This window comes from Pseudomonas sp. B14(2017) (genome assembly GCF_002113255.1).
Lineage (GTDB): Bacteria > Pseudomonadota > Gammaproteobacteria > Pseudomonadales > Pseudomonadaceae > Aquipseudomonas > Aquipseudomonas putida_Z.
Genome location: NZ_NEJY01000006.1, coordinates 69,937 through 93,394, shown reverse-complemented (window position 1 = coordinate 93,394; position 23,458 = coordinate 69,937). Strand labels below are relative to the sequence as shown.

The following is a 23,458-nucleotide window of genomic DNA, read 5'->3' as shown; positions in this document are numbered from 1 at the left end:
GCAAACGACCGCCAGTGCAATGGAGGATGACTGTGGACAAGATGCTTTACGTGGCCATGACCGGTGCCAGCCAGAATGCGCTGGCGCAGAAGGCGCACGCCAACAACCTGGCGAACATTTCCACCAACGGTTTTCAGCGAGACCTGGAGCAGGCTCGCTCGATGCCGGTGTTCGGTGACAGCTTTCCGTCGCGCGCCTTTGCCATGACCGAGCGCCCGGCCACCGACTTCAGCGAAGGTCCGATGGTTGAAACCGGCCGCGATCTGGATGTGACGGTGACCGGCAAGGGCTTCATCGCCGTGCAGGCGCCCGATGGCAGTGAAGCCTACGTGCGCACCGGTAGCCTGAACATCGATGCCCTCGGTGTGCTGCGTGCCGGCAACGGCATGCCGGTGATCGGCAATGGCGGCCCGATTGCGATTCCGCCAGAGCAAAAGGTCGAAGTCGGCGCCGATGGCACCATCAGCATCCGCTCCATGGGGGAAGACCCGCGCGTGATGGCCGAAGTCGACCGCATCAAGCTGGTCAACCCCGATACCAAAGGCCTGACCAAGGGCCTGGATGGTCTGATCCATACCCGCGACGGCCAACCGGCAGACGCCGACGTCAACGTGCGGGTGGTGTCGGGCTTCCTGGAAGGCAGCAATGTCAACGCCGTGGAAGAAATGACCTCGGTGTTGGCGCTGTCCCGTCAATTCGAACTGCACGTCAAGATGATGAACGCGGCCAAGGAAGGCGACGAAGCCATGGCGCGTGTTTTGCAAATCGGCTAATCACTTTTGAACGGGTGCCGTAAAACAGGCGCACGAGGAGAACTTACATGCTTCCGGCTCTTTGGGTCGCTAAAACCGGCCTGTCCGCCCAGGACACCAACCTGACGGTCATCTCCAACAACCTGGCCAACGTCTCGACCACCGGCTTCAAGCGTGATCGCGCCGAATTCCAGGACCTGCTGTACCAGATCAAACGCCAGCCGGGCGCGCAGTCCACCCAGGACAGCGAGCTGCCTTCCGGCCTGCAGGTCGGTACTGGTGTGCGCATTGTCGGCACCCAGAAGAACTTCCAGACTGGCAGCCTGCAGACCACGGAAAACCCGCTGGACATGGCGGTCAACGGCCGTGGCTTCTTCCAGGTATTGCAGCCGGACGGCACCGTTTCGTACACCCGTGATGGTACCTTCCACCTGAACTCCGACGGCCAGATCGTCACCGCCAACGGCTTCGCGCTGGAGCCTGCCATCGTCGTGCCGAACGACGCGCAGACCTTCACCGTCGGCCAGGACGGCACCGTGTCGATCACCACCGCCGGCAACCCGGCTGCGCAGGTGATCGGCAACATCCAGACCGCCGACTTCATCAACCCGGCCGGCCTGCAGGCGATTGGCGACAACCTGTTCCTCGAAACCGCCGCCAGTGGCGCGCCGCAAGTCGGCACCCCGGGCCTGAACGGTTTCGGCACCACCCTGCAGCAGACCCTGGAAAACTCCAACGTCAGCACCGTGGAAGAGCTGGTGAACATGATCACCACCCAGCGTGCATACGAGATGAACTCCAAGGTCATTTCCACTGCTGACCAGATGCTGTCGTTCGTTACTCAACAGCTCTGAAGCAGGCAGCTCTAACCCCGTCACTCCGTTGCACCCGTGAGGTAAGCGTCATGAATCGTCTGTTGTCCGTTTTCGCCCTGGGGGGGGCGGTGTTGCTGGCAGGTTGCGTCGCGCCGACGCCCAAGCCCAACGACCCGTACTACGCGCCGGTACTGCCGCGCACCCCGTTGCCGGCAGCGGCCAACAACGGTTCGATCTACCAGGCCGGTTTCGAGCAGAACCTGTACAGCGACCGCAAGGCGTTCCGGGTGGGTGACATCATCACCATCACCCTCAACGAGCGCACATCGGCCAGCAAGAACGCCGGCTCGCAGATCCAGAAAAACAGCAACGCCAACATCGGCCTGACATCGTTGTTCGGCACTACGCCCAACACCAACAACCCGTTCGGCGGCGGTGACCTGTCGCTGGAGGCCGGCTACAGCGGCGAGCGCGCCACCAAGGGCGACAGCAAGGCCACTCAGGGCAACACCCTGACCGGTTCCATCACCGTGACCGTGGCCGAAGTGCTGCCCAACGGCATCATCGCCGTGCGCGGCGAGAAGTGGCTGACCCTGAACACCGGCGAAGAGCTGGTGCGCATTGCTGGCATGATCCGCGCCGACGACATCGCCACCGACAACACCGTGCCGTCCACTCGCGTGGCCGACGCGCGCATCACCTATTCCGGTACCGGCTCGTTCGCCGATGCCAGCCAGCCCGGGTGGCTGGACCGCTTCTTCATCAGCCCGCTTTGGCCTTTCTGAGTACGGATGACCATGTTCAACGTGAGGCAGCTGATTGCCGCAACCCTGCTCCTGTCCTGTGCCTTCGGCGCCCAGGCCGAGCGCCTGAAGGACATCGCCAGCATTTCTGGCGTGCGCTCCAACCAGCTGATCGGTTACGGCCTGGTGGTGGGGCTCAATGGCACGGGTGACCAGACCACCCAGACGCCGTTCACCCTGCAGACCTTCAACAACATGCTGTCGCAGTTCGGCATCAAGGTGCCGGCCGGCTCCGGCAACGTGCAGTTGAAAAACGTTGCGGCAGTGTCGGTGCATGCCGACCTGCCGGCGTTCGCCAAGCCAGGCCAGGTGGTGGACATTACCGTGTCTTCGATCGGTAACTCCAAGAGCCTGCGCGGCGGCAGCCTGCTGATGACCCCGCTCAAGGGTATCGATGGCAACGTCTATGCCGTGGCTCAGGGTAACCTGGTGGTGGGCGGCTTCGATGCCGAGGGCCGTGACGGTTCGAAGATCACCGTCAACGTTCCGTCGGCCGGTCGTATCCCGGGCGGTGCTACCGTCGAGCGTGCAGTGCCGAGCGGCTTCAACCAGGGCAACAGCCTGACCCTGAACCTCAACCGCCCCGACTTCACCACTGCCAAGCGCATCGTCGACAAGGTCAACGACCTGCTCGGCCCGGGCGTGGCCCAGGCCGTGGACGGCGGTTCGGTGCGTGTCACTGCGCCGATGGACCCGAGCCAGCGCGTGGACTACCTGTCGATCCTCGAGAACCTCGAGATCGACCCGGGCCAGGCGGTCGCCAAGGTCATCATCAACTCGCGTACCGGCACCATCGTCATCGGCCAGAACGTCAAGGTGTCGCCGGCCGCGGTGACCCACGGCAGCCTGACCGTGACCATTACCGAAGACCCGATCGTCAGCCAGCCGGGGCCGTTCTCCAATGGCCAGACCGCCGTGGTGCCGCGTTCGCGGGTCAACGCCGAGCAGGAAGCCAAGCCGATGTTCAAGTTCGGCCCGGGCACCACGCTGGATGAAATCGTCCGTGCGGTGAACCAGGTGGGCGCAGCGCCCAGCGACCTGATGGCCATCCTCGAAGCCCTGAAACAGGCCGGCGCCCTGCAGGCCGACCTGATCGTGATCTGAGGACGGCGCGGATGAACAGCAAAAGCCTGGTTTCCGGCAGCGCCGACAGCGGCGCCTACACCGACCTCAACCGCCTGAGCTCGCTCAAGCATGGCGACCGCGACAGCGACGCCAACGTGCGCAAGGTGGCCCAGGAATTCGAGTCGCTGTTCATCAGCGAAATGCTCAAGGCCTCCCGCAAGGCCAGCGATGTGCTTGCCGACGACAACCCGATGAACACCGAAACGGTGAAGCAGTACCGCGACATGTACGACCAGCAGCTGGCCGTGAGCATGTCCCGCGAAGGTGGCGGCATCGGGCTGCAGGACGTACTGGTGCGCCAGCTGTCGAAGAACAAGGGCACACCGGCCAACACCAGCCCGTTTCCGCGTATCGAGGGCAATGCCCCGACGCTGTGGGGCAACAAGGTGGCCGAGCCCGTGCATGCCGCGCAGTCGACTGCCACCCGCAACGACGTCGCCGCGCTCAATTCACGACGCCTGGCGCTGCCGAGCAAGCTCACCGACCGCCTGATGGCCGGCATCGTGCCGTCGGCGGCCAGCACCAATACCGCAGCCGTGCCGGCCCGTGACGGCCAGCAAGTGGCCAAGGCCTTCGCCGTGCCGGACAACGGCCTGCGCATCCTCGGGCGCGCCGTGGCCCAGCCACCGCTGGCACCGAAAAAAGCCTTTGCCGACAGCGACGAATTCGTCGCCACCATGCTGCCGATGGCCGAGCAGGCAGCCAGGCGCATCGGTATCGACCCACGCTACCTGGTGGCGCAGGCCGCCCTGGAAACCGGCTGGGGCAAGTCGGTCATGCGCAACACCGATGGCAGCAGCAGCCACAACCTGTTCGGCATCAAGGCAACCGGCAACTGGGAAGGTGGCGAGGCGCGGGCGATCACCAGCGAGTTCCGCGATGGCCAGTTCGTCAAGGAGACGGCGGCGTTCCGTTCCTACGATTCCTACCAGGACAGCTTCCACGACCTGGTCAGCCTGCTGCAGAACAATTCGCGCTATCAAGATGCGGTGAAGGCCGCCGATAAACCAGAACAGTTCGTGCAAGAGTTGCAAAAGGCCGGGTACGCCACCGACCCGAATTACGCCAGCAAGATCTCGCAGATCGCAAGACAGATGAAGTCGTACGAGCACTACGCAATGCTCGGTACCGCAACGAAACTTTAAGGGCATGGAACCATGGCGAGTCTGATCAACATTGGTATGTCGGGGCTTGGCGCCGCGCAATCGGGGATGTACACCCTCGGTAACAACATCGCCAACGCCGATGTCGAAAGCTACTCGCGCCAGCAGAACGTGCAGAAGACCAAGGGCGGGCAGCAAGTCGGCCAGGTGTTCATCGGCAGCGGTACTACCCTGGCGGATGTGCGCCGGGTCTATAACGCGTTCCTCGAGAACCAGCTGCGCAGCACCACCTCGCTGAGCAGCGATGCCACCTCGTACCTGAACCAGATCACGCCGCTGGATACCGCCCTGTCGAGCAGCGACACCGGTATCACCGCTGCACTGAAAAGCTTCTTCAGCGCCATGCAGGATGCCGCGGCCAAGCCGACCGAGGACGCCTCGCGCCAACTGCTGCTGACCAGCGCGCAGTCCCTGGCCAAGCGCTTCAATACCCTGTCGGCGCAGTTGAACCAGCAGAACAGCGATATCAATGCCAACATGGCGTCGATCGCTGACAAGGTCAACGCGCTGACCAAGTCGATTGCCGACCTCAACGGCCAGATCTCCAAGATGACGGCCGTCAATGGCCAGCCCAACGACCTGCTCGACCAGCGCGACGGCGCGGTGCGCGAGTTGTCGGCGCTGATCGGTGCCGATGTTGTAGAGCAGAAGAACGGCAACTACGACATCTACCTGAAGAACGGCCAGGCCCTGGTGCTGGGCAACACCACCCAGACCATTGGCGTGCAGCCGAGCGCCACCGACCCGACCCGCATGAGCCTGATCCTCAATCGCGGCTCGACCAAGATGGACATCACCAGCACCACGACCGGTGGTGAGCTCGGCGGCCTGATCCGCTACCGCAAGGATACCCTCGACCCGGCGCTCAACGAGCTCGGTCGCGTGGCCTTGGTAGTAGCCGATGCGATCAACAGCCAGCTGGCCCAGGGCATCGACAAGAACGGTGACTTCGGTGCCACCCTGTTCGGCGATATCAACAGCGCCGCGGCCATCAGCCAGCGCAGTGTCGCCAAGACCGGCAACAGCGCCGGCTCCGGCAACCTCGATGTGACCATCAAGGACACCGGCAAGCTCAGCACCAGCGATTACCAGGTCACCTTCACCAGCGCCACTGGCTACAGCGTGCGCAAGTTGCCGGAAGGCACCGACATGGGCAGTTTCGACCTCACCGACACGCCGCCTCCGGTGATCGACGGGTTCACCCTGTCGCTCAATGGTGGCGGCCTGAGTGCTGGCGACAGCTTCAAGATCACCCCGACCCGCAATGCGGCCGCCGGCATCGACACTGTCCTGACCGACCCGAAGCGCCTGGCCTTGGCTTCGCCACTGACCGCCACCAGTGGGTCGGGCAACAAAGGTACCGGCGTCATCACCCAGCCGACGCTGACCTCGGAGATGGACATCTACGATGCCGCCCAGCGTTCGCAATTGCAGGCTGGCCTGAAGTATTCGACCCCGGTCAAGCTGGTGTTCGGCGATGACACCAGTTCGCCCCAGGCCTACAAGATGTACGACGCCAAGGGTACCGAGATCGGCAGCGGCACCATCGTGCCGGGCCAGGAGAACAAGTTGCAGCTGTCGGTGCCGATGGTCGATGGCAGCGGCAATTCGCTGGGCGGCAATTTCACCTTCGAGATGAGCGTTTCCGGCGCGCCGAAGAACGGCGACAGCTATACCGTGGGGCTGACCGGCGCAGGTTCGGCGGACAACCGCAACGCCTTGTCGGTGATCGACCTGCAGACCAAGTCCACGGTCGAGGTTGGCGCCAACGGCAAGGGCATCAGCTTCACCGATGCCTACGCCAAGCTGGTCTCCAATGTTGGCGGCAAGGCCGGCCAGGCACAGATGGACAGCGATGCCACCACTGCCTTGCATGCCTCTGCAGTGGAAAGCCGCAACGGCCTGTCGGGTGTGTCGATCGATGAAGAGACCGGCAACCTGGTCAAGTTCCAGCAGTACTACACCGCGTCGTCGCAGATCATCAAGGCGGCCCAGGAAACCTTCGCCACCCTGATCAACAGTCTTTAAGGAGCCGTAGATCGTGAGCGTACGCATCTCTACTTCGCAGTTCTACAACACCAACCAGGCCAACTACCAGAGCAACTTCGCCAAGACGGTGAAGAGCCAGCAGGAGGCAAGCGATGGCATTCGCGTGCGTTCGGCCAAGGATGACCCGGTGGGGGCGGCGCGTCTGCTGCAACTGGAACAACAGCAGAACATGCTGAAGCAGTACAGCGGCAACATCGTCAACGTACGTAACGCCCTGGGCACTGCCGAAAGCACCCTGAACTCCATCGGCACCATCCTGCAGCGGGTCAACGAGCTGGCGGTGAGCTCTGGCAACGGTACGTTCACCGATGCCGACCGCAAGGCCAACGCCGATGAACTGGCGTCGCTGGAAGACCAGCTATTCTCGTTGATGAACAGCAAGGACGAGAACGGCAAGTACATCTTCTCCGGCTCCAAGGGCGATACCCCGCCTTACGCGCGCAATGCCGATGGCACCTACAGCTACCAGGGCGACCAGGGCAAGCTCAACCTGCAGGTGGGTGACATGCTCAGCCTGGCGGCCAATGAAACCGGCTACGACGCCTTCGAGCAGGCGCTCAACACCAGCCGTAGCCAGACCAGCCTGACCGCGCCGGCCACCGACGATGGCCGCGTCAGCCTGTCCAACGGCCAGGTCTCCGGCAACAGCCTGTACAACGATCGCTTCCGCAGTGGCGAGCCGTACAGCATCGAATTCCTCAGCAGCACCGAATACAAGATCACCGACGTCGACGGCAATGACGTCACGCTCGAGGCCAGCCAGGGCGGCAAGTTCGACCCCAATGGCGACAACACCAGCATCAGCTTCCGCGGTGTCGATCTGCGCCTGGACATCACCTTCAAGGACGGCGACAAGGGTAATGAAGATGCCGCTATCGCAGGGCATACGTTCAGCCTGAGTTCCAAGGCCGATGAGGTTTCCGGCACCCGCAGCCCTGGCAATACCTCCTCCGAGCAGGTGACGGGCGCGACCATCACCGATCAGGCTGCCTACAAGGCTGCTTTCCCGGGCGGTGGCGCGGTGCTCAAGTTCACCGGCAGCAGCACCTTCGAGCTGTACGCCGCGCCGGTCACTGCTGACAGCCGCCCGGTGGCATCGGGTGCGCTGGGCGGGCCGAACGGCACCACCGCCACCGCGGCTGGGGTCAGCTTCGAGCTGTCCGGCGCACCGAATGCCGGGGACTCGTTCGCGGTAAAGGTCGATACCCACCAGACCCAGAATATCCTCGACACCATCGGCAAGCTGCGTACCGCGCTGACCAGCCCGGTGGACAACGACCCGGTGGCCCGGCAGAACTTCCTCGCCGCGCTGGATTCGGCCGTTGGCAACATCGCCAGCGCCACCAACCAGGTTTCGTCGTCGGTCAGTGCGATCGGTGGCCGTGGCCAGGCGCTGGATGTGCAGTCCGAAACCAACGAGGCGCTGAGCACCGAGAACACCAAGACCCAGAGCTCTATCCGCGAAAGCGACCCGGCTGAAGTGATGCTGCGCCTGCAGATGCAAACCAACATGCTGCAAGCGTCGCTGCAGGCCTATGCCAAGGTCGCCAGCTTGTCGTTGGTCAACTACATCTGATTTCACCTCTCTCGCGTCATCCGGCGTGTGCCAGCCCATTCGGAGCTGGCCACGCCACCTCTTCAAGGTCTTCGCCGTGAATCAACAGACCCTCGTCAGCATCGCCATTCCAGCCTTCAACCCCGAGTTCTTCCGCGCCACGTTGCTCAGCGCGCTCAACCAGGATTACTCGACGCTGGAGGTGCTGGTCTGCGATGACAGCCGGGGCCTGGAGATCCAGCGTATCGTCGACGAGGTGGTAGGTGAGACCGGCAAGCCGGTGCGCTACGTGCGCAATCCGCAGACCCTTGGGTTCGCCCGCAACCTGCTGGCGTGCCTGGAGCATGCTGAAGGGCCGCTGATCAAGTTTCTCTGCGACGACGACCGACTGTTCCCCGAATGTGTCGGCCTGCAGGCCGCGGTCATGGAACAGCATGCCGATGTCAGCATGACCATCTGCCAGCGCATGCTGTGCGCGGCCGACGATGCCTTGCTACCGCCGCGCATGCTCAATGCGGTGATGTGCCCGGAGGATGCGGTAGTCAAGGGCAGCGACTTGCTCGAAGCGTTGGAGACGAACGCCCCCAACCTGTTCGGCGGCCTCAGCCATGCACTGATGCGCCGTGACCTGGTGGCCGAGTTCCTGCCGGCGTTGGTGCAGGAGGGCAGCGGGTTTGCGGCGCGCCTGGACATGGCGCTGTACATTTGCCTCATGCGCCGAGGCAACCTGGGGCACCTGTCACGCTTCCTCAGCATGGAGCGTCTGCACCCTGCGCGCCTGAGCCACCAGGCAGGCATGACCCTGGCCTTCCCCATCGAGACCGACTGGATAAAGGCAATGCTGGCCGCGCGGGCAAGCGAGGCCGCACCGGCCAGTGGCTGGGTGCGCTATCTGTCGCTGGAGCGGTACCAGGGCGAGCAGGGTGCGCAGTGGGACGAGTACGAACTCAACCGCCTGTACGGGGCTCAGCAGGCCCGCCAGGCGCAGCAGGTTGGCACTGACTGCCTGTCGTTTGAAGAGGTGTATGCCCAGTGGCTGGAGTGCCGTGACCTGTCGGCTGCACAGCTCAAGGCGTTGCCCAAGCGCTTCGAACAGTGGCCCCGGCAGCCGCGTATCGTCCCGGTGATCTGGGCCGAGGCGGGTGAGGAACTGGCCCTGCGCGCGACCCTGGACAGCCTTGCCGCGCAGTCCTGTTCGGCAGCCGGCACCTGGCTGCTGGCACCGGCGACGCTGGAATTGGCAGGCCACCCGGTCGCGGTTGAACGCATGCTCGTTCAGGGTAATGGCCTGGCCCAGCTGCAGGCGCGCCTGGCGCGTGCCGACGATGCCGACTGGATACTGCTGTTGCGCGCTGGCGATCGCCTGGTGCCCCATGCTCTGGCGATCATGGGCGAGCGCATGGCACTTCGCGAGCGGGCCTGCATCTATGTCGACGAAGGTAGCCATGACGGGCTGCGCCCGACAACACCCATCTTCAAGCCGGACTTCAACCTCGACCTGATGCGCAGCCTGCCATATGTAGGGCGCGTACTGGCATTCAACTGTACGGCGCTGCGCGAGGTCGGCGGCTTCGACCCGGACTTCGATACCCTTGCACCCCACGACCTGCTCTGGCGCCTGGCGGAACACCAGGGCTTGCAGGTCATCGAGCACATCGACGAACTTCTGGTGCATTGCCAGCACGACTTTGGCCAGTGGCTGCACGACCCGCGCTGCGCACAGCAGGCGCCACGCGTGGTGCGGGCCCATCTGCAGCGGCTGGGCGTCGATGCCGAGGTTGTCGGTGCCGAAGGCATGTCGTTGTGCCAGGTGGCGTACCGGCACCCGGAGCAAGCCCTGGTCTCGATCCTGGTTACGCTCGGGGACGACCTGAGCGCGGCGATGCGTTGTGTCGAGTCCGTGTTCGAACACACCCGGTATGGCCATTTCGAGGTGCTGCTGATCGCCTCGCCGGATACGCCTGCCGACCTGCGTCAATGGCTGCAGGCCATGCAGGGGCTGGGCAGCAGCCAATTGCGGGTGATCGAGGTGGCCAGCGGCAGCCAGCTGGTGCAGTTGAACCAGGCCAGCGAGGCTGCCCGTGGCGACTACCTGCTGATGCTCGACAGCGCCTGCGCCGCCTTCGACCGGCCCTGGCTGGAGCAGTTGATGGCCCAGGCCCAGCGCCCGGAGGTCGGCGTGGTGGCGCCCAAGCTATGTACCCAAAGCGGCGAGATCTTTGGCGCCGGGCTGGTCCTGGGGCTGCATGGCGGCGTCAGCAGCCCGTTCGTTGGCATGCCGGCTGACAGCGGCGGCTACATGCTCCGGCTCAATGCCGTGCAGAACTGGAGCGCGCTGAGCCTGGACTGCCTGCTGGTGCGCCGCGAGCTGTTCGCCGCGCTGGGCGGTTTCGATGTGCAGGGCCTCAAGGGCGGCCTGCAGGACGCCGACCTCTGCCTGCGCATCCGCGAACAAGGCTATCTGGCGGTGTGGACGCCCCATGCAGTGCTCGTTCGCTTCGCTTCGACCCGCGACGTGCGGACCGACAGCCAGCGCAAGGTGCTGGACAAGGACATCTTCCATGAACGCTGGTTGGCCAAGGTTGCCCGCGACCCTGCCTATAACCGCAACCTGAGCCTGAAGATGGCCAGCTTCAACCTCGATGCCGGACAGCGTCGTGGCTGGGACCCGTTCATCAGCCGTGTGCTGCCGTCGGTGTTGGCGTTGCCGATCAACACTTCGGCGGTCGGTCACTACCGGGTGGCACAGCCGTTCACCGAGCTGGAGCGCGCTGGCTGGATCCAGGGGCGGCTTGATTACAGTACTCCGGAGATGATCGAGATCGAGCGCGAGAAGCCCGACGTGATGATCTTGCAGTGTCGCTACACGGTCAATTCGATCGATGAAATGACGCGCTTCAAGCGCCTGTCGAACGCCCGACGCATCTACGAGATCGACGACTACATCATCGAGGTGCCGGAAAAGAACGCCCATGCGCGGAACATACCGGCCAACATGCGCGAGCTGGTCACCCAGGGTATTGCCTTGTGCGACCGGGTGGTGGTGTCGACCCAGCCGCTGGCCGATGCACTGTCGAGCATGCACCACGATATCCGTGTAGTCCCCAACATGCTTGCCGCCCCGCTGTGGGCCGGGCTGGCCAGCGAGCGCCAGACTAGCGCGCGGCCGCGCGTGGGCTGGGCGGGGGGCACCAGCCACCGGGGCGATCTGGAGCTGTTGCTGGACGTCATCAAGGCCCTGGCCGACGAGGTCGACTGGGTCTTCTTCGGTATGTGCCCGGATGCCCTGCGGCCTTATGTGAAGGAGTTCCACAAAGGCGTGCCCTTGGCGTCGTACCCGCAGAAGCTGGCCAGCCTCAACCTTGACCTGGCACTGGCGCCGCTCGAACAGAACCTGTTCAACGACTGCAAGAGCAACTTGCGCCTGCTTGAGTATGGTGCGTGCGGCTTCCCGGTGATCTGCACCGACACCAAGGCCTATGACGGCTACCTGCCTTGCACGCGGGTGCGCGACAACACCTCGGAACAATGGCTGGATGCGATCCGCATGCACCTGGCCGACCCCCAGGCCAGCTACCGCCAGGGTGATGCCCTGCGCGAAACGGTGCTGCGGGACTACGTGCTGATGCCACACCACCTGCAACAGTGGGCCAACGCCTGGCTGGCGGATTGAACCTTGGGGCCTGCCACCGTCGGGCGCCAGACCAACAACATGAACAGGTGCCCTATGGCCGAAACCGTAATCGGGTCGCACAACCAAGTGACCGTCGTCCTGCTTGGGCATGAACAGCCGGACCATCGTGCCCGAGCCATCCATTACTATCGCCAGGCGGGCATTCCCTGCCTGGCCCTGGAGCCACTGCAGGCGGACACCGCGGGCGCGCAGTGCAGCGCCCGCCTGGCCCTGGCCTTGCAACAGGTCGCCACTCCGTTCGTGACCCTGGCCCTGGATGCCGATTTCGTGTTGGCGTCGGCCCTGCAGCAGGCCGCTGCCTGCTTGCATGCGCAACCTCAGGTGCAGGGCGCTCAGGGCTACGCGTTGGGCTATGCGCCGGGCAATGCCCAGGTTGCCTACCACAAGATGGGCTCGGCCTTCGAGGCCGCAGCCGATGACAGTGCGCGCGCACGCCTGCGCCAGTACGCCATGGCTGGTCAGCAGGCCTGGCGTGCGGTGCTGCGGGTCGGGGCAGTGCAGGCGCTGCTCGACACCTTGCCGGGCGAGCTGGATTTCGCTGGCTGGCGTGTGGCCTTGTCTTGCGCCCTGGTCGCCGCAGGCAGAATCGCGCAACTGGCGCAGACCGATGTGATCTGCGAGTTCGCGCCGAGCATGCTGACCCCCGTGGCTCGCGACGAACAGCTGACCCGTACCGTGCGCCTGCTGCGCGAATGGGGGGGCGAGCTGTGCAATGACGAGGCCGGTTTTGCCGTACTCAATCGTTTTGTGCGCGCGACCTACGACCAGGGCGAAGCACCTTTGCTGTTCACCTCGCCATGGGGCACGGTGATCGGCGAACCGGAGCGCATTTTCGAGCCGCGGCAGTATGTCGAGTTGCCTTACTACAATGGCGCGCTGTTCGAGCGCCTGAGCGCGCTGGAATTCCTCTGCCATGCCTGGCCGACCGGGCAAGCCCACCGCCAGGCGCTGGAGGGCACCTGGGTGCGCCAGCGCGAGTTGTTGCAGGTGCACCCCAACGACACCGCCGCAACCTTGCAGCAGCGTTACTGGAAAGCATTGGCGCTGGGCCTGTTCAACCTGGAGGTCTGCCAGCGCCTGGTACCGACCCTCACCGGCAATGACGATGGTGAGCGCGCCCGCGAACTGGGTGATTGGCTTGCGCGCCTGGAGGCGGTGCCCGGTATCGATGGCAACGGCTGGTTGCGCAGTACGGGGTCTGGCCAGGTGCTTGACGCGCTGGCCGCTGCCACGCCGGACAGGGCCGCGCAGCAACGCCTGTTGGCGCACCTGAACAAGCGCCCGGGGGCGCAGGTCACCTTCGTGATTGCCGACCTGGGCGACGACGACCTGGCGTTGCAGGCGACCTTCGACAGCCTGCTGGCCAGCGGGTTGCGCCAGTTCAAGCTGGTGGTGCTCAAGGGTGGCAAGCCACCGGCGATCACCACCGCCCGCGATACCCTGCATTTCGTGCAAGTCAATGAAAGCAACTGGGTCACCCACCTCAACCAGCAAGTGCGCCAACTGAGCAGCGATTGGCTGATGTTGCTGGAGGCCGGCGATACCTTGGTCAGCGGTGGCTTGCTGCGCTTGCAGCAGGAGCTGGCCGAAGCCCCGGGTTGCCAGGCGGTCTGTGCCAATGAAGTGCAGCGTGACACCGAGGGCCGCCTGCATGGCGTGGTTCGCCCAGGCAGCAACCTCGACCTGCTGCGTGCACAACCGGGGCTGATGTCGCGGCATTGGTGCGTGCGCCGCGAGACCGTGGTGGAGTTGGGTGGCTACAGCGAAACCTGCCGCCATGCATTGGAGTTCGACTTGCTGTTGCGCCTGGTGGAGCAGCATGGGCAGGGCGGCCTGGCACACATGGACGAATACCTCGTGGTGGGCAGCCAGGCGACGCCGGCGCTGCAGGCCGATGCGCTGCTTACGCTAAAGCGGCACCTGACGCTGCTGGGTTACCGTGGTGAAGTGCACGACCAGGGCGATGCTGGCCTGGTGGTGGACTTCCGCCATTCGGCCACACCGCTGGTGAGCATTCTGGTGGCCGCCGAAGGTGACGTGCAGCGTTTGCAGGCCTGCCTGACCAGCGTCCTGCAGCGCACCCGTTACCCGCGCTACGAGCTACGGGTTGCCTGTAATTCCGAACACGCCGAAGCTACCGCTGCCGCGCTGCAAGGGTTTGGCCAGCGTGTCGTGCTGCTGGCAGGCACGGCGAGCGGGCGTGAAGCGTTGCTCAACCTGGCGGCGGAACAGGCTCGGGGTGAATACCTGCTGCTGCTTGCCGAGCACTGCGAAGTGATTTCGCCGGCCTGGATCGAAGGGTTGCTCAACGAGGGGCTCAGGCCTGAAGTAGGTGTCGTCGGCGCTCGTCTGCTCGCGCGCGACGGCACGGTTGTGCATGCTGGCTTCGACTTGTTGCAGGGGCCGGTGCTGCACCAGCCATGGCTGGGCATGTCGGTGATGGATTGCGCCAAGGCACGCTGGCCAGCGTCGGTGCGCAACTGCGCCGCGGTTTCTGCCGACTGCATGTTGCTCCGCCGTGATCTGTTCGACCATTGCGGTGGCCTTCAGCCGTTACGGGCGTTCGACCTGGACGTCTGCCTGGCGGCGGCGGCGGCGGGCTTGCTGGTGGCCTGGACGCCTGTGGCGCAGCTGTTCGACGATGCGCCGAACGTGGCCGACCCGGTGGCCTGTGGCGTGTTGCAGGCGCGTTGGCCTGACGCGTTTGCCAGCACTTGGGCCAGTGATGCGCTGAGTCCTGCGCGTCAGCACTGAGCCAGGCATTCGGCCAGCGTCGTCTGGCAATGCGGCAAAAAAAATCCGCTACCTGTCGTGGGTAGCGGATTTTTCATTGCCTGGCGGCAGTGGCGGCTGAGTGCGCGACTCAGCCACCATCGATCAACCAGGCAGCCAGGCCGTCGCCAGCCTCTGCAGGTAGGCTGCGTCAGCCATGGCTGCCTGGCCCACCTGTGCACGCAGTGCCGCGCCTTGGTGGTTCCGGGCTGGCTCATCGTCGACCAAGGCAGTGATGGCGTCGTTCCAGGCCGATACTTCATTGGCCGCACGTGTGACGCACAGGCTGGCGGGCAGGGTGGCTACGTCGCTGCAGGCCACCGCATAGCCGCAGGCGCCGAGTTGCATCAGTGCCAAAGCGTCGTCGTATGCAGCCTGGGTGCTGTCACTGCGAATCAGCAGGGCAGCATCAAGGTTCAGGCTGGCCAGCAGCCTGGGCGAATGCTGTACCTGTGCCGGGTGCAGTTCGCGGGCATGCTGTTGCAGGTGTGCCGGTACATCTCCCCAGAGTACCCAGTCCACGCGTGAGGCCCAGTGACGAACCACCTGCTCGGCCAGTTCGGCCGTGGCCGGGTCGTTGCCGAGGAAGGCACAGCCGAGGCGAGGCTTGCCTTCGAGTCGAACAGGTCGCGGCAGGTCTGCCCATTGTCCATCGAGTCGGTTGTCGATGACCTGGATATCGTCATGCAGGCCCTCGAGATTGTTGGCCAGTGCCTGGCTGCAGACCACGATGCGGTCCACCATGCGCGCCGCTTGCTCGAGGGTGTCGCGTTCTGCGGCGGTGTTCGGCAGGGCAGTCACCTGAAGGATCTTGAACGCCGACGACAGGCCCAGCATCTGGCTCAGGCGCGGCAGCCGGCGAGCGTCGCAGGCGTGCTGGAGCACGATCACGTCAGGGCGCAGGCGTTGCACTTCGACCGGGCTGAGCAGGCGATCGCTAACGCAGCCGTCGATCTGCCCTGCGTCACGCAGGTTGTTGAATGCCGCTTGCAGTTGCGCCGCAGCATGCTCGTCCTGGCTCGGGCAGGCCAGCACCACGGGCAGCGGCCGCCAGCACAACGGCCGCCAGCTCAGCTCCATCAAGCGCTCGAATTCAAAGCCGCTGCCATGCAGGGAAAGGTGCCGGTTGTGTGCCGGATCGTTGGCCAGCTGGGGCAGCCACTTGGCATAGGCATTGTGCTGATCCTGGGCGAAGCGTTCGCTCATCTGCGGCAGTTTGCGCACTTGTGCCCAGCTGGCGCCCCCTTCATGAACCAGCGTGGCATGCGGCGTCCAGACGTTCAGGTAGCCCATCTCGACCAGCTTCAGGCAAAAGTCGAGATCGTTGCAGGTGACCTGGAAGTGTTCTTCGTCCATGCCGTTGGCAGCCAGGTAAAGCGCTTTATCGACCATCAGGCAGCTTGCACTGACAGCGCTCATGCTCTGGTCGACATGCAGGCGCTGCAGGTAGCCGCTGGCGTTGGCGGGTTGGTCCAGCGATGGGCTGCCGGCAGGGCCATGCAGGCCGCCGATCAGCCCGGCGTGCTGGATACGCCCTGCAGGTGTCAGTAATTTGGCCCCGACCGCGCCGACTTCAGGGCGTTGGGCGTGGTTGAGCAATTCGTCCAGCCAATGCTCGTCGAGCACAGCCACATCGTTGTTCATCAACACCAGGTATTCACCGCGGGCCTGCCCTGCGGCGAAGTTGTTGATGGCGCTGAAGTTGAACGGCCCAGGGTAGCGCAGCACGCTCAGGCGGTCCTGGCCGATCATGGCCATGTTGTTCAGCCAGTCATGGGTCTGCTGGTCCTGGCTGTCGTTGTCGACCAGGATGATTTCAAAATGGGGGTAGCCTGTCTTTTCCAGCAGGCTTTCCACGCAGCGTTGCAGCAGGGCCAGGTTGTCGCGGGTCGGGATAACGATCGATACAAGCGGTTGCTGCGCATGACCGTACTTGATGTGGTAATGGCGAGCGGGGCTTTCCAGCACTTGCGCGTTGACGTAGCCGCGGTTGGCCAGATGTCGGCTGATGGCATTTCGCTCGTCGGCGTTGTCTTCGATCAAAGGGGTGTTGCTGACGATGAAGGCTTCATCGAGGTGAGCAATGCCGGCCAGGCCGTCCTGTTCGATCAGGCGCAGGGTCAGGTCCAGTTCCAATGCACGTGGCAGGCTCGGGTCGTAGCCGCCGACCTGCAGCGCCAAGGTTCGCCGTACCAGCCAGTGGGACGCCATGGCCAGCGGCAGGCTCAGCAGGTAGTCGAGGTTGACGCCTGGGCGCAATACGGCGCCAGGGCCTTCGGCGGAGCGGAACATGCCATCGCAGTACAGCATGCGGCAGCCTTCGGCACCGGCAAGTTCCAGGTCCAGCATCAGGGCGCCGGACGGCAGGATCTCGTCACCAGCGTCGAGCAGCATCATCCAGTCGCTGTCTTCGCGTTGCAGGGCCTCGTTCAGTTCGAGGGCGCCCGGGGCCGTGCAATGCAGCCAGCGCACACCTGCGGCAAGTGCTGGTGGCGCTGTCCGGGTGCTGAGCACCACGGTGCTCAGGCGGATGGAGGACGACGTGCGCCACCAGGCGATGCTGTCGAGCGTGTCCTGAAGTGCGGCGGCATCGCCTTTTTCATCACGTACCAGCAAGGTCAGGCTGGTTAGCCCCGACAGTTGCTGGCGACGTGCGTCGGTCAGCTGCTGCTGCACGGGGGTGAGTTGGCGCTGCAGCAGCCAGTCCCTGACTGAAGGCACCTGGCTTTGCACAACGTGGCGCACCGCCGCGCGCTGGGTGGTATCGATGAACCGCTGCAGTTGCGGCCAGAAGGCCCGCTCGATATCCAGCCAGCGCATACGCGCTTGCATCACGCTTGCACGGGCGCGCTCCAGCCCCCCGGGCTCGTGGTACAAGGCCGAACCGGCGTTACCGAACTGTTCGACGAATGGCTGGGCCGTGACATGGCCGCCTGGCATGTAGATGACCGGGCAGCCGCACAGCATGGCTTCTGTGCAGGTGGCGGAAATCTCGTAGCTGTACAGCACCGAGGCCTGACGGAAGATCTGCGCCAGTTGCGCAAGTGTCTTCGGGTTGGCCAGGCTCAGCACTTCGATGTCGTCCGGCAGCAGCGAGTAGTCGACCTTGGTCTTGTCGAAGCGATTGAGGTAGAGGTAGTGACCGCGACGTTCGATCGGCTCGGCAGGTGGCGAGAACAGTTCCGAGTCGATTACCGGCAGCAGCAGCAGGTCGTCGCTCTTGGCATTACCGCGAAAATCCTGGGTGTAGTAGAAGAACAGGTCCGATTCCCGGGCATCGATGGCCCTGCCGGTCAGGAAGCCTTCACGGTTGAGGATGTAGCGGGCCACGATCGGTGCGCCGATCGGGTTGCCATCGGCGACTTCCGGGTACACCGCGATGGGGGCCAGGCCAAGGGCCATGTGGCGCAGGCGGATCTCATCGGTGAGGATCGGCGTGCGCAGTGCTGGGTTGACCTTGCAATGAGTCACGTAGGCTTCATGACCTGCCAGGTTCAGGGCGTGGCAAAGGTAATGCAGCACGCACACACCGGAAGAGGTTTCGCGGTAATCGGGTGCGCAGATGTAATAGGGGTGGCGCGGCTTGCCGTGCAGGCTTGCAGGGGTCATGTTCAGTTCTCGCAGACGACGTAGACGCTGGCGCACAGGTCCGGGTAGACCATGCCGAGGGCCTGGCAGGCATCCATGAATCGATCGTCGATCAGTTGACTCTGCAGGGCCTTGTCCAGCTGGAAGTTGGCCAGAGGCTTGAAGAACACGCCGCCTCGCTGGCGCACGGTCCAGCCGGCGCCACGTACTTCCTGCTCAAGGGTGTCGAGGCTGTAGGTCACGCGGTGGCCGTGCAGGCGCTCGCCTTCGGTGACGGCGCTGTTGTGCTCGATAAGACCCATCTTCACCGCGATCTGGCGCGATGGTGCGTTGGCGTTGGGGACGGCGATGAACAGCCGACCGCCGGGCGCCAGCCAGCCACGCACACGCTCCAGCACGCCACGGCGGTCGTCCAGGTGTTCCAGCGTGTGGATCAGGAAAATGTTGCTGTAGCGCGGTTCGACCTGGGCTTGTTCGAACGTGCTGCAGATGAACTGGATGGGCGCATCGACACGCTTGCGCGTCACCTCGATCAGGTCGCTGGCCGCCTCGATCACCGTCAGGTCGGGGAAACGCTTGGCGAACAGGGCGGTGAAGGCGCCTTCGAAGCAGCCCATCTCCAGCGCCGGGCCGTTGACCAGCCAGGGCGAGAAGGTGTCCAGCATGTAGCCCCTGAGCCGCGCATCGAAATCATAGAAATAGCTGCGGTGCGCGTTGTCCTGGAACTCTTTGTTGTAGTCGCGTGTGGTCATGGGGCTCATCCCTGGTTCTTGCGGTAAAAGCGCTGATCTTCAGGCTGGTACCACTCATGAAGGGTTGTCGGGGTACGGGCATACCAGCCGAGCAGTTGTTGGACCGCAGGCGGTTGCGAGACGCAGAAGGCTTCGCCGAGCGCCCGGCAGTAGTCGAATTGCGGCTTGAAATGGCTGCGGGTGAAGGTAAGGGTAAGGCAGCGGCGGGGCAGGGTGGTGCGGTTGACCCCGGCGGCGTGCCAGATGCGCGAATCGAACAGATAGATCGAGCCTGCATGGCCCAGGGCCGTATGCGCCTGGGCTTCAAAAATGGCGTCGGTGGGCTTGTGCGGGGCGCCATGTGAACCCGGCAGGAACAGCGTTGCACCGTTGTCGGCGGTGAAGTCGTCCAGCAGCACCAGGGCCTGGGCCATCTGCATGTTCTCGGCAGACCACGAACGGACATCACGGTGCACGTTGCGAACGTAGGCATCGGTACTGTTCAGGTTGTTCAAGCCGCCAAAGGAGTTGAGTATCGGCACACCGCCGAGCATGTGCGCGAGGGTGTCGACCAGCCCCCAGTCGGCGAACCTGGCCAGCAGTTCAGGGAAGTGGCTGTCACGGGTGATGATGTGGTGGGCCGTCTGTTCCGTGCGTTGGGTGATGCCGTTTTCCAGTTGTACCTGGCGGCAGCGCTCGATGGCCGTGGCCAGGTCGTTGCGCAAATGGTCGAGCAGCGGTTGGGCGATCAGGTCGGGAACGCAAGCATAGCCATTGCGCTGCAGGGTTTCGTGCAGTGCATTCATCGGCCTTGCTCCTGCTCATCGCGCCAGTGGCGATAGTCTTCGGCGGTGACGCCGAGCAGGATCCGGTCCCAGCGTTGCCCTTTTCGATAGTACCACTGGCGCTGGACCCCTTCGATGGACCACGGCACCTTGCGCGTGTAGGTGGCGAGGGAGGCTTCGTTGTATTCGATGATGGTCGTCCACAGGCGATGCAGGCCCAGCTCATCGAAGGCGTAGCGCATGACCGTGCTGATCACCTCGGTGCCATAGCCTTGGCCGCGCAGTGAACTGTCGCCGATCATCATGCCGTGCTCTGCCGTGCCGTTCTTCCAGTCGATCCCCACCAGGTTGGCCGTGCCGATCAGGCCGTGCTGGGCGACCTCGATACCAAAGCGTTGATTAAGCGGGTCACCCTTGAGGCCTAGCAGCCAATCCCGCTGAGCTTCGCGCGAGACGGGGAAGTGCCAGCCGCCCAGCAGGCTCCACAGGGCTTCATCGTTGGACCAGCGGTGCAACATGGGCAGGTCTTCGAGTTCCAGTGCTCTGAGCACGATGCGTTGGCCATTGATGCTCATGGTGTCCTCATATGCAGGATGACGGCGTCGGCCAGGCGGTGCATGTCCGTGGCCCCGTAGCGTTGGTCCATCGGCAGTGGCAACAGGCATTCGGCCAGATGCCGCTCCAGCGCGGGTGTCGTCGGGTTGTCGATCAGTTCCCGCCAGTAGCAGGGAACATAGATGGCTTGGTCGAGCAGGTGCCTGCGCAGGTGGTTTGCCTGGGCAGGCGAATCGAGCAGCAGCGGGTAGCACAGGGCTGCAGGCAGCTCGCCGGGCCAGGCGTGGAAGCGATTGCAGCCGTCCAGCCGCTCGCGCAGCAGGGTCAGATTGTTGCGGCGCCGGTCAGCCACGCTTGCATAGTCGATGCTGTCGAGGATGCGCGCGGTGCTGGCAGACATGGCTCGAACGCCTTGCTCGGCCAGTGCTGCCTCATTTGCCTGATATTCGTTGTAGTGCTGCTCGGCCGCCTGCTCGAGCCTTCCGAGCAGTGCCGCGAAGCGGTAGCGCGAAGCGCTGGGCTGTGCCTCGGGCATCCGGGCGGGGCCATTGACCAGCCAGCCACCATCGGCCACACCGACGAACTTGCGCGGCGAGTAGAGGGTGGCAATGCCTGGCAATGCCTGGCTGAACAATGCCTGGGAGTTGTCGATGATCAATTGCTGCCCGTAGCGAGGCGCGAGCACCTGGCTGACGTAGTCGGCCTTGAGCCCGAAGTAGTCGACGTACAACAGACCTTCGTCGGCAGCCACGTCAGGCAGGGCGGCCAGGGAGAGTTCGGCGTCCAGCGCGTAGCGGCACACTTCGATGTCCAGGCCGGCCAGCGCTTGTTCAAGGACGGCGCAGATATAGTGGGGCAGGTGGACACGGCGCAGATCACGCGCCTGCATCAGGGCGCGAAAGGCCGAGCGGGCACTGTTGAACGCCTTGGCTTGTGGGTAGGGGTGCTGGCCGCTGCGCAGTTCCAGTTCGAAATAGCCGCCTATGGCCTCAGGCACTTTGGATTTCTCCGAGTCTGGCCCAGGCGCCCACCACTTCTGGCTCCTGGAACATCAAGGCGTCGAGGATCGACAGCCCGGCAACGAAGGGTTGGCTGTCGCTGCCCTGGGAGTATGGGGGCAGCGTGGCGCCAAGCAGTTCCAGGGTGATGCCTGCTTGCTGGAATGCCTCGGCCTGGTACAAGTGCCCGCCACCGATCGGGTTGAGGTAATGGGTTGCGCCGCACGCCTGAACGATCTGAATGACCCGCTCCTGGCTCGAGGCCTCGCCGGTGATGGGCAGCGCGCTTGCGCGTGATATCGGTGTGTCGATGCCGAGCAGCGTGCAGCAGGCCTTGAGCAGGCGCTCATCAAGCGTTGCGATGCTGTCAGCGGACGGGGTGAGCAGCGCTTCCAGCCAGGCCATCACCGGCGCGCGACGGGGCGCCTTGCGGTAGGCGAAGTCGAGCTTGTTGAGCAGGTCGGCGAGCTCGAACTGTTCGGCAATGCGCCGCTGCATGATGTGCTGGGTATGGCTGGCCTTGGCCAGGGCGATACGAAACCACTTGGCTTCGCCGTCGAGCAGATAACGGTTGCGCTCGATCCAGCCGTTCTTGATGAATTGCACATTGTCATAGAGGACAAAGTGATCCGCAGCAGCGATCAGCTGGAAATAACCCAGGTATGGCAGGAAGTACGGCTGCATCAAGGCAACCCGATGACGCCCGGGCGAACGGGGGGCGGTCTGTCGGGTCATGCCTGGCGAGCCTGCAGCAGGATATCGATGATCTGTTCCTGGGATGGTACGTCCAGGTCCGGATAGATCGGCAGGCACAGCACCTGGCTCGAGATCCTCAGGGCGTTGGGCAGGCGTTCCAGATTGGAGCTGGCCAGGCCCCGGTACATGGGGAATTCGCAGATCAGTGGGTAGAAGTAGCGGCGCACCAGGATGTCCTGGTCGCGATAGCGCTGGTACAGCGCATCGCGCGAGATACCGAAGCGTTGTTCATCGATCAGGATGGGGCAATAGGCGTAGTTCCAGTCGAGCCCTTCCGGCTGTTGCAGCAGGGAGATACCGTCAACGTCTTCCAGGGCCCGGCGGTAGCGCTCGAAGACCTGGCGACGGCGCTGCAGGGCATCATCGATGTGGCGCAGTTGCAACACACCGAACGCTGCCTGGATCTCGTTCATCTTGCCGTTGATGCCGGTGGCCATGATCACGGTTTCATCGACAAAGCCGAAATTCTTCAGGAAATCGATACGGCGCTTGAGCTTTTCGTCCTGGCAGATGATTGCACCGCCCTCGAAGGTGTTGAATACCTTGGTGGCGTGGAAGCTGAGGATCGACAGGTCGCCATTGTCGAGAATGCTGCGCCCGTCCTGGCGTACACCAAAGGCGTGGGCGGCGTCATAGATCACCTTCAGGCCGTAGGTGTCTGCGATCTCCTGGATGGCACCGATGTCGCAAGGGATGCCATAGCAATGGACCGGGAGAATTGCCGTGGTCTCAGGGGTGATCGCTTCGATGACGCGTTGTGGGTCCAGGTTGTTGGTACGCGGATCGATGTCGACGAAGACTGGCTTGAGGTTGTTCCACAAAAGCGAATGGGCTGTGGCGACGAAGGAGTAGGGTGTGGTGATGACTTCGCCCGTCACGCGTAGCGCCTGCAGCGCTGTCACCAGCGCCAGGGTGCCATTGGAGAACAGCGATATGTGCTTGACGCCCAGGTATTCGGCCAGCTCACTTTCCAGCTGTTGATGGAACGGCCCTGCATTGGTCAGGCGCTTGCTTTCCCAGATACTCTCCAGATAAGGAAGGAACTCTTCCAGGGGAGGCAGGAGAGGGCTGGTTACGGTGATCGGTTTGGCCATGGCGGCACTGCTCGTTTTTTCGGTTATAGAAGCAGGGCAAGCTGGACCCTGCCGCTGTACAACGTGCGCAGACGAGGTTTCGCCATGAAACCGACGGCCGGCACCGGGTTGATGGGTTGATAGCAAGAAGTCGGCCAACCTTCTCCATTGGTATGATTGTGTTCAATCTGTCGTTGATCGTGACTTGGCAGTCGAAACGTGCATCTTTAATCTATTGAGTCTG

General features: G+C 63.7%; 16 protein-coding genes. 9 read left to right on the top strand and 7 right to left on the bottom strand.

Going from position 1 to position 23,458, the window contains the following annotated elements; genetic code table 11:
- Nucleotides 1-32 precede the first annotated feature (32 nt).
- The 9 genes from CAG34_RS07740 (at nt 33) to CAG34_RS07700 (ending at nt 14,710) form a co-directional block, all read left to right on the top strand.
- A complete protein-coding gene (locus CAG34_RS07740) occupies nt 33-773 on the top strand; it encodes a flagellar basal body rod protein FlgF (protein ID WP_015271240.1) in 741 nt (246 codons plus the stop codon).
- Nucleotides 774-820: 47 nt separating this feature from the next.
- Nucleotides 821-1,606 (top strand): flagellar basal-body rod protein FlgG, encoded by a 786-nt coding sequence (gene flgG / locus CAG34_RS07735; protein ID WP_015271239.1) that lies wholly within the window; start codon nt 821-823, stop codon nt 1,604-1,606.
- Between the two features lie 50 nt (nt 1,607-1,656).
- Nucleotides 1,657-2,352, top strand: a complete 696-nt coding sequence (gene flgH / locus CAG34_RS07730; protein ID WP_085589051.1) for a flagellar basal body L-ring protein FlgH — start codon at nt 1,657-1,659, stop codon at nt 2,350-2,352.
- A 12-nt stretch (nt 2,353-2,364) separates the two neighbouring features.
- Nucleotides 2,365-3,474, top strand: a complete 1,110-nt coding sequence (locus tag CAG34_RS07725; RefSeq protein WP_015271237.1) for a flagellar basal body P-ring protein FlgI — start codon at nt 2,365-2,367, stop codon at nt 3,472-3,474.
- 11 nt (nt 3,475-3,485) lie between these two features.
- Nucleotides 3,486-4,640 (top strand): flagellar assembly peptidoglycan hydrolase FlgJ, encoded by a 1,155-nt coding sequence (flgJ, locus tag CAG34_RS07720; RefSeq protein ID WP_075045940.1) that lies wholly within the window; start codon nt 3,486-3,488, stop codon nt 4,638-4,640.
- Between the two features lie 12 nt (nt 4,641-4,652).
- Nucleotides 4,653-6,686, top strand: coding sequence for a flagellar hook-associated protein FlgK (flgK, locus tag CAG34_RS07715; RefSeq protein WP_085589049.1), 2,034 nt, complete (start codon nt 4,653-4,655; stop codon nt 6,684-6,686).
- A gap of 13 nt (nt 6,687-6,699) precedes the next feature.
- Nucleotides 6,700-8,283: a flagellar hook-associated protein 3 gene (locus CAG34_RS07710; RefSeq protein WP_085589047.1), complete on the top strand. Its 1,584-nt coding sequence runs from the start codon at nt 6,700-6,702 to the stop codon at nt 8,281-8,283.
- Between the two features lie 76 nt (nt 8,284-8,359).
- The gene (locus CAG34_RS07705) at nt 8,360-11,935 is read left to right on the top strand and encodes a glycosyltransferase (RefSeq protein ID WP_085589045.1); all 3,576 of its coding nucleotides are present in this window, start codon (nt 8,360-8,362) and stop codon (nt 11,933-11,935) included.
- A gap of 54 nt (nt 11,936-11,989) precedes the next feature.
- The gene (locus CAG34_RS07700) at nt 11,990-14,710 is read left to right on the top strand and encodes a glycosyltransferase (protein WP_085589043.1); all 2,721 of its coding nucleotides are present in this window, start codon (nt 11,990-11,992) and stop codon (nt 14,708-14,710) included.
- A 123-nt stretch (nt 14,711-14,833) separates the two neighbouring features.
- Here CAG34_RS07700 and CAG34_RS07695 read toward each other — a convergent pair whose 3' ends face one another.
- The 7 genes from CAG34_RS07695 to CAG34_RS07665 are packed head-to-tail and all read right to left on the bottom strand — an operon-like array spanning nt 14,834 to nt 23,235.
- Nucleotides 14,834-18,337, bottom strand: a complete 3,504-nt coding sequence (locus CAG34_RS07695) for a glycosyltransferase family 2 protein (RefSeq protein WP_085589041.1) — start codon at nt 18,335-18,337, stop codon at nt 14,834-14,836.
- Between the two features lie 2 nt (nt 18,338-18,339).
- Nucleotides 18,340-19,068 (bottom strand): bifunctional 2-polyprenyl-6-hydroxyphenol methylase/3-demethylubiquinol 3-O-methyltransferase UbiG, encoded by a 729-nt coding sequence (locus tag CAG34_RS07690; protein ID WP_085589204.1) that lies wholly within the window; start codon nt 19,066-19,068, stop codon nt 18,340-18,342.
- Between the two features lie 5 nt (nt 19,069-19,073).
- Complete coding sequence (locus tag CAG34_RS07685; RefSeq protein ID WP_085589039.1) at nt 19,074-19,853, bottom strand: phytanoyl-CoA dioxygenase family protein; 780 nt, start codon at nt 19,851-19,853, stop codon at nt 19,074-19,076.
- A complete protein-coding gene (locus CAG34_RS07680; protein WP_085589037.1) occupies nt 19,850-20,407 on the bottom strand; it encodes a GNAT family N-acetyltransferase in 558 nt (185 codons plus the stop codon). The genes CAG34_RS07685 and CAG34_RS07680 overlap by 4 nt, the downstream gene beginning before the upstream one ends.
- Complete coding sequence (locus tag CAG34_RS07675) at nt 20,404-21,384, bottom strand: hypothetical protein (protein ID WP_085589035.1); 981 nt, start codon at nt 21,382-21,384, stop codon at nt 20,404-20,406. The genes CAG34_RS07680 and CAG34_RS07675 overlap by 4 nt, the downstream gene beginning before the upstream one ends.
- Nucleotides 21,377-22,120 (bottom strand): WbqC family protein, encoded by a 744-nt coding sequence (locus CAG34_RS07670; protein ID WP_178080870.1) that lies wholly within the window; start codon nt 22,118-22,120, stop codon nt 21,377-21,379. The genes CAG34_RS07675 and CAG34_RS07670 overlap by 8 nt, the downstream gene beginning before the upstream one ends.
- The gene (locus CAG34_RS07665) at nt 22,117-23,235 is read right to left on the bottom strand and encodes a DegT/DnrJ/EryC1/StrS aminotransferase family protein (RefSeq protein ID WP_085589031.1); all 1,119 of its coding nucleotides are present in this window, start codon (nt 23,233-23,235) and stop codon (nt 22,117-22,119) included. Before CAG34_RS07665 ends, CAG34_RS07670 begins: the two co-directional genes overlap by 4 nt.
- Nucleotides 23,236-23,458: the final 223 nt, after the last annotated feature.

What these genes read in the sequence shown, in the direction of transcription:
- CAG34_RS07680 (WP_085589037.1), bottom strand. Translation starts at nt 20,407, where the DNA reads ATGAGCATCAATGGCCAACGCATCGTGCTCAGAGCACTGGAACTCGAA.
- CAG34_RS07695 (WP_085589041.1), bottom strand. Translation starts at nt 18,337, where the DNA reads ATGACCCCTGCAAGCCTGCACGGCAAGCCGCGCCACCCCTATTACATC.
- CAG34_RS07685 (WP_085589039.1), bottom strand. Translation starts at nt 19,853, where the DNA reads ATGAATGCACTGCACGAAACCCTGCAGCGCAATGGCTATGCTTGCGTT.
- CAG34_RS07700 (WP_085589043.1), top strand. Translation starts at nt 11,990, where the DNA reads ATGGCCGAAACCGTAATCGGGTCGCACAACCAAGTGACCGTCGTCCTG.
- CAG34_RS07725 (WP_015271237.1), top strand. Translation starts at nt 2,365, where the DNA reads ATGTTCAACGTGAGGCAGCTGATTGCCGCAACCCTGCTCCTGTCCTGT.
- flgG (WP_015271239.1), top strand. Translation starts at nt 821, where the DNA reads ATGCTTCCGGCTCTTTGGGTCGCTAAAACCGGCCTGTCCGCCCAGGAC.
- CAG34_RS07690 (WP_085589204.1), bottom strand. Translation starts at nt 19,068, where the DNA reads ATGACCACACGCGACTACAACAAAGAGTTCCAGGACAACGCGCACCGC.
- CAG34_RS07670 (WP_178080870.1), bottom strand. Translation starts at nt 22,120, where the DNA reads ATGACCCGACAGACCGCCCCCCGTTCGCCCGGGCGTCATCGGGTTGCC.
- flgH (WP_085589051.1), top strand. Translation starts at nt 1,657, where the DNA reads ATGAATCGTCTGTTGTCCGTTTTCGCCCTGGGGGGGGCGGTGTTGCTG.
- flgK (WP_085589049.1), top strand. Translation starts at nt 4,653, where the DNA reads ATGGCGAGTCTGATCAACATTGGTATGTCGGGGCTTGGCGCCGCGCAA.
- flgJ (WP_075045940.1), top strand. Translation starts at nt 3,486, where the DNA reads ATGAACAGCAAAAGCCTGGTTTCCGGCAGCGCCGACAGCGGCGCCTAC.
- CAG34_RS07665 (WP_085589031.1), bottom strand. Translation starts at nt 23,235, where the DNA reads ATGGCCAAACCGATCACCGTAACCAGCCCTCTCCTGCCTCCCCTGGAA.